This window comes from Moraxella sp. CTOTU48841, from assembly GCF_032061225.1.
GTDB classification, from domain to species: Bacteria; Pseudomonadota; Gammaproteobacteria; order Pseudomonadales; family Moraxellaceae; genus Faucicola; species Faucicola cinerea.
This window is the reverse complement of the sequence record NZ_DAMBFQ010000004.1, coordinates 180,943-195,374: the sequence shown is the minus strand read 5'-3', so window position 1 is coordinate 195,374 and position 14,432 is coordinate 180,943. Positions and strand designations below refer to the sequence as shown.

The 14,432-nt window shown below is 42.6% G+C and carries 18 protein-coding genes; 9 read left to right on the top strand and 9 right to left on the bottom strand.

Annotation, left to right across the window (positions count from 1 at the left end; all coding sequences use genetic code 11):
• Positions 1–101: 101 nt before the first annotated feature.
• Positions 102–356, bottom strand: coding sequence for a hypothetical protein (locus RT034_RS06485; protein ID WP_313015189.1), 255 nt, complete (start codon positions 354–356; stop codon positions 102–104).
• 173 nt (positions 357–529) lie between these two features.
• Here RT034_RS06485 and RT034_RS06480 point away from each other — a divergent pair, with 173 nt between their 5' ends.
• From RT034_RS06480 to RT034_RS06465, 4 genes are all read left to right on the top strand, one after another.
• Entirely contained in the window at positions 530–1,153 is a 624-nt protein-coding gene (locus RT034_RS06480) for a PH domain-containing protein (protein WP_313015187.1), read from the top strand.
• A 12-nt stretch (positions 1,154–1,165) separates the two neighbouring features.
• The gene (locus RT034_RS06475) at positions 1,166–1,882 is read left to right on the top strand and encodes a M48 family metallopeptidase (protein WP_313015186.1); all 717 of its coding nucleotides are present in this window, start codon (positions 1,166–1,168) and stop codon (positions 1,880–1,882) included.
• 141 nt (positions 1,883–2,023) lie between these two features.
• Positions 2,024–3,820: a M61 family metallopeptidase gene (locus RT034_RS06470; RefSeq protein WP_313015185.1), complete on the top strand. Its 1,797-nt coding sequence runs from the start codon at positions 2,024–2,026 to the stop codon at positions 3,818–3,820.
• A 169-nt stretch (positions 3,821–3,989) separates the two neighbouring features.
• Positions 3,990–4,250 (top strand): type B 50S ribosomal protein L31, encoded by a 261-nt coding sequence (locus tag RT034_RS06465; RefSeq protein ID WP_007117222.1) that lies wholly within the window; start codon positions 3,990–3,992, stop codon positions 4,248–4,250.
• A gap of 142 nt (positions 4,251–4,392) precedes the next feature.
• On the opposite strand, the gene RT034_RS06460 is transcribed toward RT034_RS06465, so the two are convergent.
• A complete protein-coding gene (locus tag RT034_RS06460) occupies positions 4,393–4,911 on the bottom strand; it encodes an RNA pyrophosphohydrolase (RefSeq protein ID WP_036596083.1) in 519 nt (172 codons plus the stop codon).
• 344 nt (positions 4,912–5,255) lie between these two features.
• Between RT034_RS06460 and RT034_RS06455 the strand changes: the two genes are divergently transcribed.
• Complete coding sequence (locus tag RT034_RS06455; RefSeq protein WP_313015183.1) at positions 5,256–5,702, top strand: OsmC family protein; 447 nt, start codon at positions 5,256–5,258, stop codon at positions 5,700–5,702.
• A gap of 11 nt (positions 5,703–5,713) precedes the next feature.
• Positions 5,714–6,136 (top strand): MAPEG family protein, encoded by a 423-nt coding sequence (locus RT034_RS06450; RefSeq protein ID WP_313015182.1) that lies wholly within the window; start codon positions 5,714–5,716, stop codon positions 6,134–6,136.
• Positions 6,137–6,140: 4 nt separating this feature from the next.
• On the opposite strand, the gene RT034_RS06445 is transcribed toward RT034_RS06450, so the two are convergent.
• Positions 6,141–7,139: a tRNA dihydrouridine synthase gene (locus tag RT034_RS06445; RefSeq protein WP_313015179.1), complete on the bottom strand. Its 999-nt coding sequence runs from the start codon at positions 7,137–7,139 to the stop codon at positions 6,141–6,143.
• 80 nt (positions 7,140–7,219) lie between these two features.
• Here RT034_RS06445 and RT034_RS06440 point away from each other — a divergent pair, with 80 nt between their 5' ends.
• Complete coding sequence (locus RT034_RS06440; RefSeq protein ID WP_313015176.1) at positions 7,220–8,134, top strand: hypothetical protein; 915 nt, start codon at positions 7,220–7,222, stop codon at positions 8,132–8,134.
• Between the two features lie 6 nt (positions 8,135–8,140).
• Here RT034_RS06440 and RT034_RS06435 read toward each other — a convergent pair whose 3' ends face one another.
• The 6 genes from RT034_RS06435 to RT034_RS06410 form a co-directional block, all read right to left on the bottom strand.
• A complete protein-coding gene (locus RT034_RS06435; protein WP_065254114.1) occupies positions 8,141–9,655 on the bottom strand; it encodes a UvrD-helicase domain-containing protein in 1,515 nt (504 codons plus the stop codon).
• 153 nt (positions 9,656–9,808) lie between these two features.
• Positions 9,809–10,534 carry a twin-arginine translocase subunit TatC gene (tatC, locus tag RT034_RS06430; protein ID WP_312536390.1) on the bottom strand — a complete coding sequence of 242 codons (726 nt, stop codon included), beginning with the start codon at positions 10,532–10,534 and terminating at the stop codon, positions 9,809–9,811.
• Between the two features lie 92 nt (positions 10,535–10,626).
• Positions 10,627–11,373 carry a Sec-independent protein translocase protein TatB gene (tatB, locus tag RT034_RS06425; RefSeq protein ID WP_313015173.1) on the bottom strand — a complete coding sequence of 249 codons (747 nt, stop codon included), beginning with the start codon at positions 11,371–11,373 and terminating at the stop codon, positions 10,627–10,629.
• Positions 11,374–11,427: 54 nt separating this feature from the next.
• A complete protein-coding gene (gene tatA / locus RT034_RS06420; protein ID WP_313015171.1) occupies positions 11,428–11,658 on the bottom strand; it encodes a Sec-independent protein translocase subunit TatA in 231 nt (76 codons plus the stop codon).
• Positions 11,659–11,860: 202 nt separating this feature from the next.
• Positions 11,861–12,718: a bifunctional phosphoribosyl-AMP cyclohydrolase/phosphoribosyl-ATP diphosphatase HisIE gene (gene hisIE, locus RT034_RS06415; RefSeq protein ID WP_313015168.1), complete on the bottom strand. Its 858-nt coding sequence runs from the start codon at positions 12,716–12,718 to the stop codon at positions 11,861–11,863.
• Positions 12,719–12,805: 87 nt separating this feature from the next.
• Positions 12,806–13,249: an acyl-CoA thioesterase gene (locus RT034_RS06410; protein WP_313015166.1), complete on the bottom strand. Its 444-nt coding sequence runs from the start codon at positions 13,247–13,249 to the stop codon at positions 12,806–12,808.
• Between the two features lie 504 nt (positions 13,250–13,753).
• On the opposite strand from RT034_RS06410, the gene rpmI reads away from it, so the two are divergent.
• Both rpmI and rplT read left to right on the top strand, forming a co-directional pair.
• The gene (rpmI, locus tag RT034_RS06405; RefSeq protein ID WP_036604595.1) at positions 13,754–13,948 is read left to right on the top strand and encodes a 50S ribosomal protein L35; all 195 of its coding nucleotides are present in this window, start codon (positions 13,754–13,756) and stop codon (positions 13,946–13,948) included.
• Between the two features lie 48 nt (positions 13,949–13,996).
• Positions 13,997–14,356: a 50S ribosomal protein L20 gene (rplT, locus tag RT034_RS06400; protein ID WP_007117209.1), complete on the top strand. Its 360-nt coding sequence runs from the start codon at positions 13,997–13,999 to the stop codon at positions 14,354–14,356.
• The last annotated feature ends 76 nt before the right edge of the window (positions 14,357–14,432 follow it).

Genomic DNA, 14,432 nt, shown 5'->3' with positions numbered 1-14,432 from the left:
GAGCCTTATTAATTGCAAGCCAATAAAAAAGGTTGGTAACTTACCAACCTTTTTGGCGTTTCTTTTTGACATTTAAATACAAAAAATTTCAGTACAGAAAATCAGTCTTTATAACTTTCATCTGCGGCATCAGGGTCAGCGATATCACCAATAGTCGGATAGTCGTCTTCGCTAAAGCTATCTTCAACCAGTAATTCATCAATCCGCTGCTCATCAATATTTTGGCGATGAATCGCGGTCAAACCACTTTCACCCGCTTCAATATGGCTTGATGACAAGGATTCATCATCCAATTGCACAGTAAAACTATCCGCATCAATATCGCTCAAATTGCTAGATGTTGGCTTGGTTTTCATTTTTGTTCCTTCATTTTCATTTATTGTTTATTATCAGTGTTATGTCGCTATCATAGCCAGTAATCAGCATGACATCTATGTTGCCAATGTGATATTTGTGTTATGTTATCGAAAACAGTTTTTCGCACAGACAGCGTTTTTAACAATTTTTATGGATAAAACAGGAAGTGACTATGTTCAAAAATCTTGCCTCAGATGCATTGGGTTTGAGTGACATCGGTAAAATCATTCCACCGAGTCAGTTTAACCAAACTGATATTGATGACTATATTTTTCATGAAGATAACGAGCGGATTTATTTTGTGATTAAGTCAAAAATGGACGAATGTTGCTTTACCAATGTCGCCTTTATCCACCTTGATGGGCAGTCGGCGACCAGTAAAAAACGCCTGCTAAAACGCTATCCATACCGCAATTTTCAGCCCGCCAATATCATGATTGAGACGGCAGGCACGATGGATATGGATGCTGAGCTAAAATTTAGCTTGGGCGGTATGGCGTTTTCGATTGATATCGACAAAAATCAAATTGAGCAAATCCGTGATATCTATAAGGCGCTGACTGCGATTAGCGAGGAGTGCAAACGCATTGCCCATGAAGAAACGGTGCTAGAAAAATCCTTTAATACCGTCACCAATATGTTTAGCTTACGCGAACTGTCAGAAAACGTGGTACTTAACTTGCCGGATGTCATCAACCAAACTGTGGCACAAGTAGAAAATGCCTATGGCGAGCGTTTAAAGACCATTCGTAATTATGACTTTGGCGCGATTTTTGAGCATTATCTGCGTCAATAATTGCTAAAACTTATGCAAACTGTACTTACCGCCTACGCTGAGCAAGGTATCAAACTTGCGATTGAAAGCAAACGGGTCAAACATATCAACTTTCGTATCAAATCGATTGATGAAGCACCGTTTACCAGCTTGCTCAGCGTGTCTTATCCCATGCGTATGCCACAACACCTGCTGATGCAATCGCTTGAACATCGCCTTGCATGGGCAATCGACTGTCAACAAAAACAACGAAAACTTAAACAACTTAAACCCAAAAAACCTGCTTATATCAATGATGTCAAAGACTTGGCAAATTTGACCCTTAAAAGCAATATTTACTTTGAAGGGCAAAAAATGACAGTGCTAGCTTTATTTGAACGCCACTTTGACAACTCGGATTTTTCAAAAATGGATATTCCACGCACCTTAACGAGTCTTTATAAAGCTTGGCTTGGTCAATTTATCCAAAATCGCCAAGCGTTTTGGCAAGACAAAGTAGGCAAATCCGCCAGCAGAATCACGCCCTACACCATGAAAACCCGCTGGGGCAGTTGTAGCACCCAAGCCAAAACCATTCGCTTGTCCGTTTGGCTGGCGCAATTCCCGCCAGACTGCGCGGATTATGTGTTGGTGCATGAGCTTTGTCATCTGATTGAGCCCAATCATTCGGCACGATTTTGGGCGCAGGTGGCACGAGTCATGCCAGATTATCAACTGTGGCATCAGCAATTAAAATTTGGCGAGCTGTAATTATCAAAGTCACAAAAAAAGCCATCTCGCTATGAGATAGCTTTTTGGTAGCCGTAAAAGTTGCAAATTCCTAAAATCAATCTGCTAAAATGTAACCCTGTTTCAATGTTTAAATATAATCACTAAAAAAGCTGATAAAAAATGTCCCAAATTCATTACCAATTCGATTTTAAAAAATTTCGTGAACACCTTGTCGATGTCACATTGACCTTTACCGCCGACAATGACGACCCAATCGTTTGGCTACCTGCTTGGATTGCGGGCAGTTACATGATTCGAGAATTTAGCAAACACATTACGGCAGTCACCGCCACCATTCATGATTCAGATGCCAATAACAATCAACGCCTTAAAAAACTTGATAAAAACCACTGGCAAATCCACGCCAAACAAGGCGACCGCATTAGCGTCACTTATGAAGTCTATGCTTATGACTTATCCGTGCGTGGGGCATATGTCGATGAAACTCGCCTATACGGCAACTTCACCTCCCTAGCATTAGCGGTACAAGGGCAAGAAAACCAAGCGATTAAAGCCGAACTCATTTGCCCGCAAGACTTTTATGAGGTAAACGGTGTGGAAGTCAGCCTAGCCACCGCCTTACCGGAAAAAATGCACCAACAAGCCAAACAAACCATCTATCAGCTAACTGCCAACAACTACGAGCAACTCACTGACAGCCCGTTTGAAATTGCTGAGCAAGACGAATTTTGGTTCGATGTAAAAAGTGGTGAAAACACCATTGCACACCGATTTGTGATTTCTGGAGTACAGCAAAGCGACCTTGAACGGCTAGAAACTGACCTTAGCAAAATTTGTCAAAGCTATGTTGATTGGCTGGGTGACACGCCGTTTGATGATTATTTGTTTATGACCATGGCAACTTCAAGCGACTATGGCGGGCTTGAGCACCTTGCCAGTACCAGCTTGATTACCCCACGAGATGACCTACCAACATTTTTTGAACAAGCTGGGCCAAGCGAGAGTTATCAACGCTTTTTGGGCTTGTGTAGCCATGAATATTTCCATGCCTGGTGGGTTAAAACCGTGCGTCCCGAAGTATTTTTAACCGCTAACTTTAACCAAGAGACGTACACCACCTTGCTATGGGTGTTTGAAGGCTTTACCAGTTATGTGGATGATTTTATGCTACAAAAAAGCGGGGTTATTTCGCAACATAGCTATCTTAAACTGCTTGCTGAACAAATCAATCGCTACTATCAAACCCACGGACGCGCCTTGCAAAGCGTGGCAGAATCAAGCTTTGATGCGTGGATAAAGCTATATCGTAGCGATGAGAACACCGCCAATGCCGGGATTAGTTACTACAACAAAGGCGCGCTGGTGGCGCTATGTTTAGACTTGACTTTGATAAACCATGGCAAACGTATTTTTGATGTGATAAAAGTTTTTTATGACAAAGCCAAAGCCCAAGATAATCGCCGTTTTGGTATGACGGACGCCAATCTAGATGACGTCATGAATGAATGTTTACCCAAAGACGTTTGGCAAGATTTTAGAGCCAATTATATCGACGGCACGACAGAATTACCGCTATTTGAACTGTTGTCAGAACAGGGTGTGAGTATTGAACAAAAAGACGATGATATTACTTGGGGCATGAAATATATGAGCGAGCCTACTGGGTTAAAAGTGCAACGTGTTGTGCGAAATAGCCAAGCCGCCGCTGCAGGGATTTCTGCTAATGACGTCATCGTGGCAATTGATGGGTTAAAGGCGAGCGAAAAATGGCTCAAAGCCACTGCTAAAACCCAAACAATTAGTGAAGACCCTGCCGTGTGTCATGTATTTCGCCGTGATGAGTTGCTCGTGCTTGAAGTGCCACCCGTGAGCGACGCGCATGTTAAACAACCGCAAATATGGACGCTGTTAGCGGGTAAAAATACAAGGTTCACAAAATGGCTGCAGTGGAAATAACTTGCAAAAATAAAGCAAATCTAGTAAAATTCGGCTTCCAATTTTATCAATCCATCCTGTGTTGGCTTTAATCGGTTGGGTGTTTGGGTGAATTTTTAGCAAAATAAACATTCACGCCACGCATACTAACTGCAGACCAAAGGGCAGGATAATGACTAGAGACCTAACCATGCGCGCAGATATCCATCCAGCTTATCAAGAAGTTTTATTCCACGACACCAACGCTGACGTTTACTTTTTAACTCGCTCGACTATCAAATCAAAAGTAACTCGCGAATACGAAGGTAAAGAATACCCATACGTCGCACTCGATATTTCAAGTGCCTCACACCCATTCTATACCGGCGAACAACGTAAAACCCAAAACGAAGGTCGTGTGGCAAGCTTCAACAAACGTTTCGGCGCATTTGCAGGTCGTAACAAAAAATAAGTTTAATCGCTTATTGTCAAAAACCCTTTGCGATTGCGAAGGGTTTTTTATTGGCTGGAATGGGGCAGTACTGGATAATCCCTAACAATACGCCAAAAAAAGCTCACCGAAGTGAGCTTTTTTTGGGTTTATTTGTTTAGGTTTAATAGGAATGAATTTTTACGTTTTTGGGTAGTAACAATTCTTTTTTGAGTGGCAACTGCGGTGATAACTCAAACAAGGCGCGGCGATATACATTACGTTTAAATGCCACCACCTGGTTAAGTGGATACCAGTAACTGACCCATTCCCAGCGGTCAAATTCAGGTTTTGCCGTATCAAAACGGATATGTTCTACATTGTTCTCATCTAGCTGGAGCAAAAACCATTTTTGTTTTTGTCCAATACACAAAGGATATTGTCCTTGTCGTACAAAACGTTTTGGCAACCGATAACGAAGCCAATTTTGGGTTTGTGACAACACTTTGACATGCTGAGGATACAGTCCGACTTCTTCCCACAATTCCCGATACATCGCATCAAGCGGCGTCTCACCAAAATCAATGCCGCCTTGTGGAAACTGCCAAGCATCGTGACCCACGCGTTTTGCCCACAGTACTTGTCCGTGTGTATTTGCCAAGATGATACCTACGTTGGCTCGAAAGCCGTCTGCATCAATCATGACGATTACCTTCAATTTAATGGTTAAAATCGGCAGGCAATCACATTATCAAGTTTTTTGGGTCGCAAGGTTTACACACATCCTTGCAGACCATTATTAAAGTTTTGGTCAATCAAATCATCGGGCATAAACCCATCTCTACCAACAGACGCTTATTTTATTATTATTGCTAAAAAACATGGACAATGTAATCACTGCCTTTATTACCCACTATTAAACCAGTTTTTATGTCAAAAGTGTAATGTTTATTTGCTATAAATTGTTTCACGGACATAAAAAGCGCATAATATTGCTTGATTTTATACAAAACATTTTTTTGAAAATTATAAGCATCTGGGGATAGTATGAAAGCAACAGTAAATTGGTTAAAAAACGAAGACATTAATTTTGAAGCCGTGACTGAAAATGGCAATAAAATTATCATGGATTCAACGGAAAAATTGGGTGCCAAACCCATGGAAATGGTTTTGATGGGGCTTGGCGGCTGTGCCAGTTATGATGTGGTCAGTATCCTGCAAAAAGCCCGTCAGGCGGTGAGCGATGTTGAGTGTCAGCTATCGGCTAAGCGTGCCAACACGATTCCTGCGGTATTTACTGATATTCATTTGCATTTTGTGGTCAAAGGTAGCGCCATCAAAGAAGCGCAGGTTAAAAAAGCTATCGAATTATCGGCAGAAAAATACTGCTCAGCCAGTCGTATGCTAGAAAATGGCGGTGTCAAAATCACCCATGACTATGAAATCATTGATGATACCTCTAGTGAAATGACTGATAAAACGGTTAAAGGGTAGGGAATAACGGCATGTTTTCCTATTTAACTGCTGTCCCTGCCACCAATAGTAGCGTGGTATTGGCAATGATGGTTGCCAGTTTATTGCCCTTGGTGTTTGCGATATTGGCAAAGGTCTTTGGGGGATTTAAAAGCAAAGACAATGCCAATCCGCGCGAGTTTTTGGGTAAACAAACGGGCGCGGCAGCGCGTGCCAATGCCGCCCAGCAAAATAGCTATGAAACCTTGCCGGTATTCTTGGCAGCGGTGATTGTGGCGTTGCTATTTTTTGTACCGCTGTCAGTGGTGACCCAGTTGGCGTGGTTGTATGTGATATTACGGATTATTTATGGGTTGGCATATATTGCCAATTGGGCAACCTTTCGCTCAATTATTTGGTCGCTTAGTCTCGCCTGTCCGCTGATGTTGTTTTATTTAGCGATACGGTTGAGCTAATTTGCTATGAGTAATCACCAGCTTGGGATTGTGCTTGCAACATCGCAACAATGGTCTCAAGCTGTTTTTGTCTCTTTACGTTTTGCCAAAGCTCGCTGGCCTCTTCATAGCCTTGGGTCAACATGCCAAGCCATTGTTTGTAACGTCCCACCAGCATATTGTCGCTACGGGTATGTCCTTGCAAAAACGCAAGTTGTAGCTTAAGTAGCGCGTGCCAAGCCATATTTTCTGCCCTGTCACCTTTATCCCTCGCTTTGATTTGATTGACCAAATCAGGTCGAGTGACCGCACCACGTCCGAGCATGATATGTGGGGTGTTCGCTTGTTTGCGGCAACGCATGGCTTGTTCAGTCTGCCAAATTTCGCCATTGGCAATAATCGGTAAGCTTAACCGCTGTGTTAGGGGCGCGATTAACTCCCAATAAGCAGGGGGTTTATAGCCTTGGGTTTTGGTACGGGCATGGATAGTCAGCCAACTGGCATTGGCTGATTGCACCGCATCGCCGATTTCTTCGGTTAGTGAGGTATCTTCATAGCCGAGTCGGATTTTTGCTGATACAGGCGTATCCGATGGCACGGCTTGGCGTACTGCATGGATGATTTGATACAAGGTTTCAGGTTCGGTGAGCAACACCGAGCCACCGCGGTGACTATTGACAGTTTTAGCAGGGCAACCAAAGTTAATATCAATGGCTAACGCACCAAGCTCGACCGCTTTGACGGCATTACCTGCCATCAAGTCGGGCTCACTGCCCAGTAACTGCACATGTACTGGCGTGCCGTGAATAGTTTTGCCTTTTAAATTATCCTCATGCAAAAGTTCGGGTACAAATTTATAAAACACATGCGCGGGTAGGACGTGCTGGGTGACGCGAATAAACTCACTCACCGTCCAGTCGTAATGCCCGATACTGGTTAAAATATCCCGCATCAATGGGTCGGTCAGTCCTTCCATCGGCGCAAGGACAATTTGCGGCTTATCAAAATTTGGGTAATATAACATATAATATTTCAATTAAATAAATCAGGTATTATAAAGCATTAATAAATAAAATAATGGTAGTTATTTTGGGCGAGGTTTAAGTGAATTTTGGATTTCTTATAGATAAGTCAGAAGTGAAATGTCAAAGTTTTAGTATTATACCTAATGAAAATTTTGACGAATATATTTCATGGTTCTACCATAATATGGAAGTTAGTAATGGCTGGATTTATCCACCGTTTAAAGCTTTAAAGCACAATGATGAAGAATTTAAAAAATTTAAAAAATCTGCTCCCTTAGTAAGAAGTAGTTTTTATACTTTACCTTCCACCCATATTCTACAAACTCAGAACTTTACTGATGAACACAAACGTTTTCTTGTTCTCGGATACGGTCTATTGCAAGGACTTTATTTAAACCCACAAAACTATATGTACCTTGGCAAGACTCCCTATACTCCTTCAACTTTAAATGGTCTTGTGTTAGGAAGAGATGATAGAGTAAAAGGCTTGGAAGCTATTAATAAATTTTATATTAATGCAAATAATGTTCAAGAAATAAATCAAATGCAAGCCTGTATTCATTGGTTTTTAATTGCTCAAACTTTAGATTTTGAATGGGAAATATTTGATGCTCATTATAAGGTTTTAGATGGGTTATATAGATTATTGGTACATAAAATTGGTAAAGATAAAGTGGAAAATCTTAACAATGATAAGTATGTGAAACATGCTCAAAGATTTATAGTTTTAGCAAAATACTTTAATCTGGAAATTCCAAACTGGGCAGATAATACAAAAACTGGCAATGATAATATTGCTTTTATTCGAAATGAACTTGTGCATGAAGCAAAATATGCAGGTCAGCCTATTGGCTATAACTATCCTAATGAAAACTTTAAACTACAGTTCAAGGCATTCAACCTTAAATTAATTTGCGCTTTTTTAGGAATTAATACCCCATATTTACAAGCACCTGCAAACAATAGAATGTTATGGCGTTGGAATATTCAATAATATTTATTACCCATAAATCACCTTTTTATCTTTGAGTCCGTGAATCAAATCTTGAATATTAAAAATATCCAAATTTACCTTGGCGCGAGTACAGGCGACATACAGCAGTCGCAACTCTTCGGGGGAGATTTTTACCGCTTGAGAAGTCACATCATAATAAAAATCATTGTCAATCTGCACCCGTGACCATTCCAACCCTTTGGCTTTATGCGCGGTAGAGATGATGTAGTCGGCCTTATCCAGTGTGGTCAAACTATTGATTGCCTGGTTTAGCGTTTCGGTGCCATGTTCATCGACCAGTTTGACGAGGGTTTTTAAATCGCTGCCTTCGCTCGTCTCGCTATAATCCTGCACGTCGCGCCAATTATTAAAGTAGGCAAGCTCAGGCACACCATACGCCGCTTGTCCTTTTTTTAGCCGTTCGGCAGATTGGCTAAATTTGAGCAAACGCTCTGTATCGGCTTGTAGCGCAACTTTATGTCCCATTTTAAGCCCAGATAACAGATTGACCATCGCACTGGCATTGGTACGGCAAAGAATGGCATCTTTTTGACCATGCACCATACTTTTGCCTAAGGTAGACGCCATCGCAGGATTGCCGCGCAGTGGTACCTCTTCTTGTAGCGCTTTTAAAAACCCATTCGCCACATCAGCAATTTGGTCGCCAAATCGAAACGATTGGGTGAGCAAGGTTTGTGGTAGCGGCAGGCGCTTCATGGCATTGACAGCGCCGCGCCATTCATAAATTTGCTGATGCGCGTCACCCACATAGATAACTTGGTTGGGCTGATTGGACAAAATCCCCATCATCAAGGGGTCGGCATCTTGCGCTTCATCAAATAAGATAAAATCCGCAGGAATTACCGGTTTGGATAGCGCCCAAAGTTTAAGGTAAATATCATGCCCAATCCCCGCAGGGTGGCGCGGGTCAATCGACTGTTGCCAGCGGCGCTCTACATACGGGTATAAGGTGTCGCGCAGCTGCTCAGCTTCACTGGCAACCAACCAGTCAGGAAACTGCAAATGGCGCGGCGCAGGGTAACTGGCATGGGTACTACAAAACGTGCTCACCGCATCGGACACAAATCGCGCTTGTCGCTCTGGCGTTAAGGTCACAAACTGGCTTTTGCCTTCAATTTGGCGTTTGACTTGTACAGGGGTCAACCCCAAATCTGAGGCAAGGCGACTGGGAGAAAAACGCGGTAGTTGCAGCTTTGCAGTGATATCGCGAGCGGTATGACGAAATGCCAATGAGTGAAAAGTGCGACAGTCGACATGGTGGGGGAATTTACGTTGGGCTTCTGAAGCAATTGCTTTGTTAAATGCCAAATAAATCCCGCGACCACGTAGCTGATTGCCAATCAGGTTAAGCGTGGTGGTTTTGCCAGCGCCGGCATACGCTACCACCTTAAACGACTGGCGCGTGAGTGCCATATCGACAGCCTGCTGCTGCTCACCCGTTGGGCGTTGGGTCGGGCTGTTGACAAGGGGTTGGGTGGGGATAACGCTGGGGTTTGACATAAGGCCATTGCTAACAGAAAAGTGAGCTATTTTAGCAAAATTTGGCAAGTTTTGCTCAGTTTCCTTTATTTACTCAACCTATATTTACTAGCCTTTATTTACTAAGTGGGGATGAATGAGAGGTTGACTAGGCTTTAGCGTTATCCAGCCAGATTAGCTGTTGTTCTGTAATAACGCTTTCTCTTTAACCAGTACCCGCGCCATAACTAGACCGAGTTCAAACAATAACCACATCGGGATAGCCAGCATCACCATCGATAAGCCATCTGGCGGTGTCACCAATGCCGCAATAGCAAAACAACCCACGATGATGTAACGGCGTTTTTGCGCCAAGCTATCCACCGTCACCACCCCAGCCAACACCAGTAGCAGCGTCAACACAGGAATCTCAAAGGTTGCCCCAAACACCAAAAACAGCTTGAGTACAAAATTTAGATAGCTTTCGATATCGGTCATCGGTAGCACATTGTCGGGGGAGAATTTGATAAAAAAAGCCAGCACGCTTTTGAGCACGACATAATAGGCAAACGCAATCCCCAAATAAAACAATATCACCGATGACAACAGCACGGGTAGGGCGATACGTTTTTCATGCTTATACAGCCCTGGTGCGATAAACGACCAAATCTGGTACAAAATATACGGCATCGCCAAGATAACAGCCAGATACAGCGTCAATTTAATCGGTGCCAAAAATGATGAGGTGATATCCGTTGCAATCATAGAAGAATTGACTGGCAACAATGCTGTTAACGGCGCTGAAAAAATATCGTAGATTTCTCGCGAAAAGCCCGCCAATGCCAAAAAAATCACCAACACCGCCGCAAAACCGTGAATCAAATGACGGCGCAGTTCAATCAAATGCTCAGTGATGGGCATATCTACCAAAGTATCGTTTTGCGATGGTTTATCATCTTTAGCTTGTTCAATAGCTAATTGTTCAGGCGTTTTTTTGGTTTTGATAAGTTTGATCACTGGGCAACTCCACCCAAACTTGGCAATTGGTGCAGTAGCGGATCGGCTTGATAATTGGGTAAAAACGGTGGATTGGGAAGACGTCTGACACGGTCATAATCACTGAGCAAAAACCAACGATAATACATTGGCTCAGTGGCAGCGAATAGGGCTTCATGTAAGTCTTTAGCCACTGCATCGGCTTCGACATCAGCCTCTAGACTCAGCAAATAATCGTCTGCTTTGGTTTCTGTCAGATAAGATTCGTCAGATGGTTTGTCTAGTGAATTATCTAGTGGCTTGTTTGGTAACAGCGCGGTGCTATCCGTTGTTGGCTCAGCTAAATGATTGGGTGCTTCACGACTGGGTGGTTCATGGCTGAGTGGCTCAGTGGGTAGGCTAACTGCGTTAGTATCATGACCAAGATTAGGGGTTGTATCAGCCGACTGGGTATTGTGAGCTTGCATCGAAGGCACTTTGCCATGTTGCTGTAGTTCGCTCACACTGCTGCGAAGGGCTTCCATCTCACGCTTCATATCTACTTCAGCTTGGCGGATTTTTTCCAGCTCAAGCTGCATTTGCTTGCGCGTTTCGGCAAGGTCAAGCTCAGCTTCAATTTCTGACTGCAGCGTTGCAACCGTACGGCGGAATTTGGCATACCACTGACCTGCAGTACGCGCCGCTTGGGGGAGTTTTTCAGGGCCCAGCACAATCAGTGCAATCGCCCCAAATAACAGTAGTTCGGAGAAACCTATATCAAACATAACAACCGTGGCAGTTAGGGATTAAAAAACCAAAGAAAAAGTAACGACTAGGGTTTAAACGTTATGTTTATCTTGTTGGGTCTGCGTGGTATGGAGTTCAGCTTTTTCGTGTTCAAGGACACGGTTTTTGTTCAGATGCTGTTCGTTTTCATCTTTGACCGCATCTTTAAAGCCTTTAACGGCACCACCCAAATCTTTACCGGCATTTTTCAGTTTTGAAGTGCCAAAAATGACCACAACAACAACCAGTAAAATTAACCAATGTGTGATTGAGAAACTACCCATGAGAATATCCTTTGATTAACCTTGACAATAGGGGTGAGGACAATATGAATTTGCAGTGTAACACATAACCATTGCGTTGGCATAACAGTGCAAAAAACGGTGTGAAACACGGCGAATTTTTTGCACTGTTAGCGAGCAATACTCAGGACTTATCGACTGTTTAGTGGCGTTTACTTAGTAGCGCTCACTTAAGGGCTATTACTTAAGAGATTTGACGTGCGGCTTTTTCGTCGATACCCGATAAGCCAAAACGTCTTGCCAATTCATTGGTGACAGCCCAAGACGGTATATTAAACCATGCCAATGTGACCATTGTATGAAACCAAACATCAGCAATTTCATACACCAAATCTTTCACCGCGGTATCATCGGCGACGGCTTCATAGGGAGTATCGTTGGCAATGTTGATATCTTTGGCAGCGATAATGGCTTCAGTGGCTTCTTCACCGACTTTTTCTAAGATTTTGTTGATACCTTTATGGTACAAGCTTGCCACGTATGAGCTATCAGGATTGGCATCTTTACGCCCAATCAATACTTCATCTAACGCGGTTAAAATATCCGCTGACGTCGTAGGCGTTTGTGTCGCATTGCTTGTTTGGGTTGGATTGCTTGTTTGTGTCGAATTGCTTGCAAGCGGCGAGCGTTCATGAGTCGGTTTGGCGTTGTCACCATAAATCGCATCAGGGTCTTTGATAACCGCATCAGTAGTTTGCCATTGTAGCTGTCCGCGGTCATCGGCAAGCAGACGATAAAAACAGGACTGCCGACCCGTGTGGCAAGCAATCCCCCCCACTTGGGTGACTGACAACACAATCACATCAGCATCGCAGTCTAGGCGGATTTCATGGACTTGCTGAAAATGCCCAGAGCTTTCGCCTTTGTGCCATAATTTACCGCGAGAGCGTGACCAATACACTGCTTGCATTTTTTCAGCAGTCAGGCGTAATGACTCGCGATTCATCCATGCCATCATCAAAATGCGCCCTGTATGAAAATCTTGAGCGATTGCAGGCATGAGCCCATTGTCATCAAATTTTAGTGTATCTAACCAATCCATATTCACGCCCTGTATCATACTATGCAAGCCCTAACCAAAAAAAGCACCCATCAAGCGATGCGGGCATTTATCATAATTCATCAAGCCCTAAATCTCAAAGGGTTTCACATCTAAGGCTTCTTTGATGGTAGCTGATAACGGGATTTCTTGGCTTTGACGATAGTCATACGCCACAAAGCCCATTTTGGCATACGCCACCAAGGAGTCATCAAACATCCGCGAGACTTTAAACACAAAATCCCCACCCAAATCGGTTAAATGCTGCACGCCGACTTCAAATAACAGTTCTTCACGCGCTCGTACCCGATCAAGTATTTGGGTCTCGATATGATTAATGACCAAGCCTTGGTACTCAGTATTAACCTCTTTAATGCCTTTTGAATATAAAAAACGAAAACGGGCTTCGGTAAGCAATGCCACCAAATTTTCAACCGTTAAATGTTGTGCTAATCCAATTTCGGTATTGCGCACGCGCATGACGGTCTCAAACACGAAATGGGCAACTTCAATATTTGTGCTTAACGTTGACAAGAATTCTAACCTCATGATGTTGATGTTGATGTTGATAAGAGAGTATTACACATTAAACTTTTCAGAAGCTTAAGAGCCCGATAAATACCTTAAGGTCAAACAAACTAACGTAAACTGTGTCCAAAATAGGGCTCACTTATCACTTTTAGCCAATTTAACCGCAGTTTTCATAAACTCAGTTGTTAACTTAATTAATGTAATTCCGTGATAGATTTACCAAGTCTTTATGTTAAGTAATTGATATCATTGATTTTTTAAAAATTCTACAAACAGCCCTTAATAATAATTTATCTATTATAGTAGAGAAATATTAATGTAACATCAATAAAATGGATGTCAAAGAAAAATTAGTGATAACAATAGCGTGCATTCACGAATGATTTTTGATAAAATATCGCCTCCCACCTCAAGGCAAAAAATCCAGTGTGATGAGGATTTTTTGACAAACAGGTTAACTTCACTTGATAAAGATGTTTAATCTTTGTCAAAAACGAACAAGAGGCTATCATGAAATTAAAAACTCGCCGTGGTGCTGCCAAGCGTTTTAAAAAAACTGGTAACGGTATCAAACGCAAACAAGCATTCAAACGCCACATTTTGACCAAAAAATCTCCTAAGCGTATCCGTCAATTACGTGGATGCAAATTGGTACACGTGTCTGATGAGAAACGTGTTTACCGTATGTGTCCTTACCTATAATTTATAGGTATTCAATCAACTGATATTACAAAACTTTAGGAGTAAATTATGGCTCGTGTAAAACGTGGTGTACAGGCAAATCGCCGTCATAAAAAAGTATTGGCTCGTGCAAAAGGTTATTACGGTGCGCGTTCTCGTGTTTTCCGTGTTGCTGTACAAGCAGTTACCAAAGCAGGTCAATATGCGTATCGTGACCGTCGTAACAAAAAACGTTCATTCCGTCGTTTATGGATTGCACGTATCAACGCGGGTGCGCGCTTAAATGGCTTAAGCTACAGCCGTATGATCAACGGTCTGAAAAAAGCCAGCATCGAAATCGACCGCCGTGTATTAGCAGACATCGCTATGCATGATGCGCAAGGTTTTACGGCGTTGGCAGAAAAAGCAAAACAAGCACTGGCTGCTTAATTTGTTTTAAAGCGATTTTTCAAAAAGCCATTAAGTGCAAGCTTAATGGCTTTTTTTATCGCCATATTTTAGTTAA

Excerpts from the sequence above, each read along its gene's own strand:
- RT034_RS06485 (WP_313015189.1), bottom strand. The coding sequence starts at position 356 with ATGAAAACCAAGCCAACATCTAGCAATTTGAGCGATATTGATGCGGAT.
- RT034_RS06480 (WP_313015187.1), top strand. The coding sequence starts at position 530 with ATGTTCAAAAATCTTGCCTCAGATGCATTGGGTTTGAGTGACATCGGT.
- RT034_RS06475 (WP_313015186.1), top strand. The coding sequence starts at position 1,166 with ATGCAAACTGTACTTACCGCCTACGCTGAGCAAGGTATCAAACTTGCG.
- RT034_RS06470 (WP_313015185.1), top strand. The coding sequence starts at position 2,024 with ATGTCCCAAATTCATTACCAATTCGATTTTAAAAAATTTCGTGAACAC.
- RT034_RS06465 (WP_007117222.1), top strand. The coding sequence starts at position 3,990 with ATGCGCGCAGATATCCATCCAGCTTATCAAGAAGTTTTATTCCACGAC.
- RT034_RS06460 (WP_036596083.1), bottom strand. The coding sequence starts at position 4,911 with ATGATTGATGCAGACGGCTTTCGAGCCAACGTAGGTATCATCTTGGCA.
- RT034_RS06455 (WP_313015183.1), top strand. The coding sequence starts at position 5,256 with ATGAAAGCAACAGTAAATTGGTTAAAAAACGAAGACATTAATTTTGAA.
- RT034_RS06450 (WP_313015182.1), top strand. The coding sequence starts at position 5,714 with ATGTTTTCCTATTTAACTGCTGTCCCTGCCACCAATAGTAGCGTGGTA.
- RT034_RS06445 (WP_313015179.1), bottom strand. The coding sequence starts at position 7,139 with ATGTTATATTACCCAAATTTTGATAAGCCGCAAATTGTCCTTGCGCCG.
- RT034_RS06435 (WP_065254114.1), bottom strand. The coding sequence starts at position 9,655 with ATGTCAAACCCCAGCGTTATCCCCACCCAACCCCTTGTCAACAGCCCG.
- tatC (WP_312536390.1), bottom strand. The coding sequence starts at position 10,534 with ATGCCCATCACTGAGCATTTGATTGAACTGCGCCGTCATTTGATTCAC.
- tatB (WP_313015173.1), bottom strand. The coding sequence starts at position 11,373 with ATGTTTGATATAGGTTTCTCCGAACTACTGTTATTTGGGGCGATTGCA.
- tatA (WP_313015171.1), bottom strand. The coding sequence starts at position 11,658 with ATGGGTAGTTTCTCAATCACACATTGGTTAATTTTACTGGTTGTTGTT.
- hisIE (WP_313015168.1), bottom strand. The coding sequence starts at position 12,718 with ATGGATTGGTTAGATACACTAAAATTTGATGACAATGGGCTCATGCCT.
- rplT (WP_007117209.1), top strand. The coding sequence starts at position 13,997 with ATGGCTCGTGTAAAACGTGGTGTACAGGCAAATCGCCGTCATAAAAAA.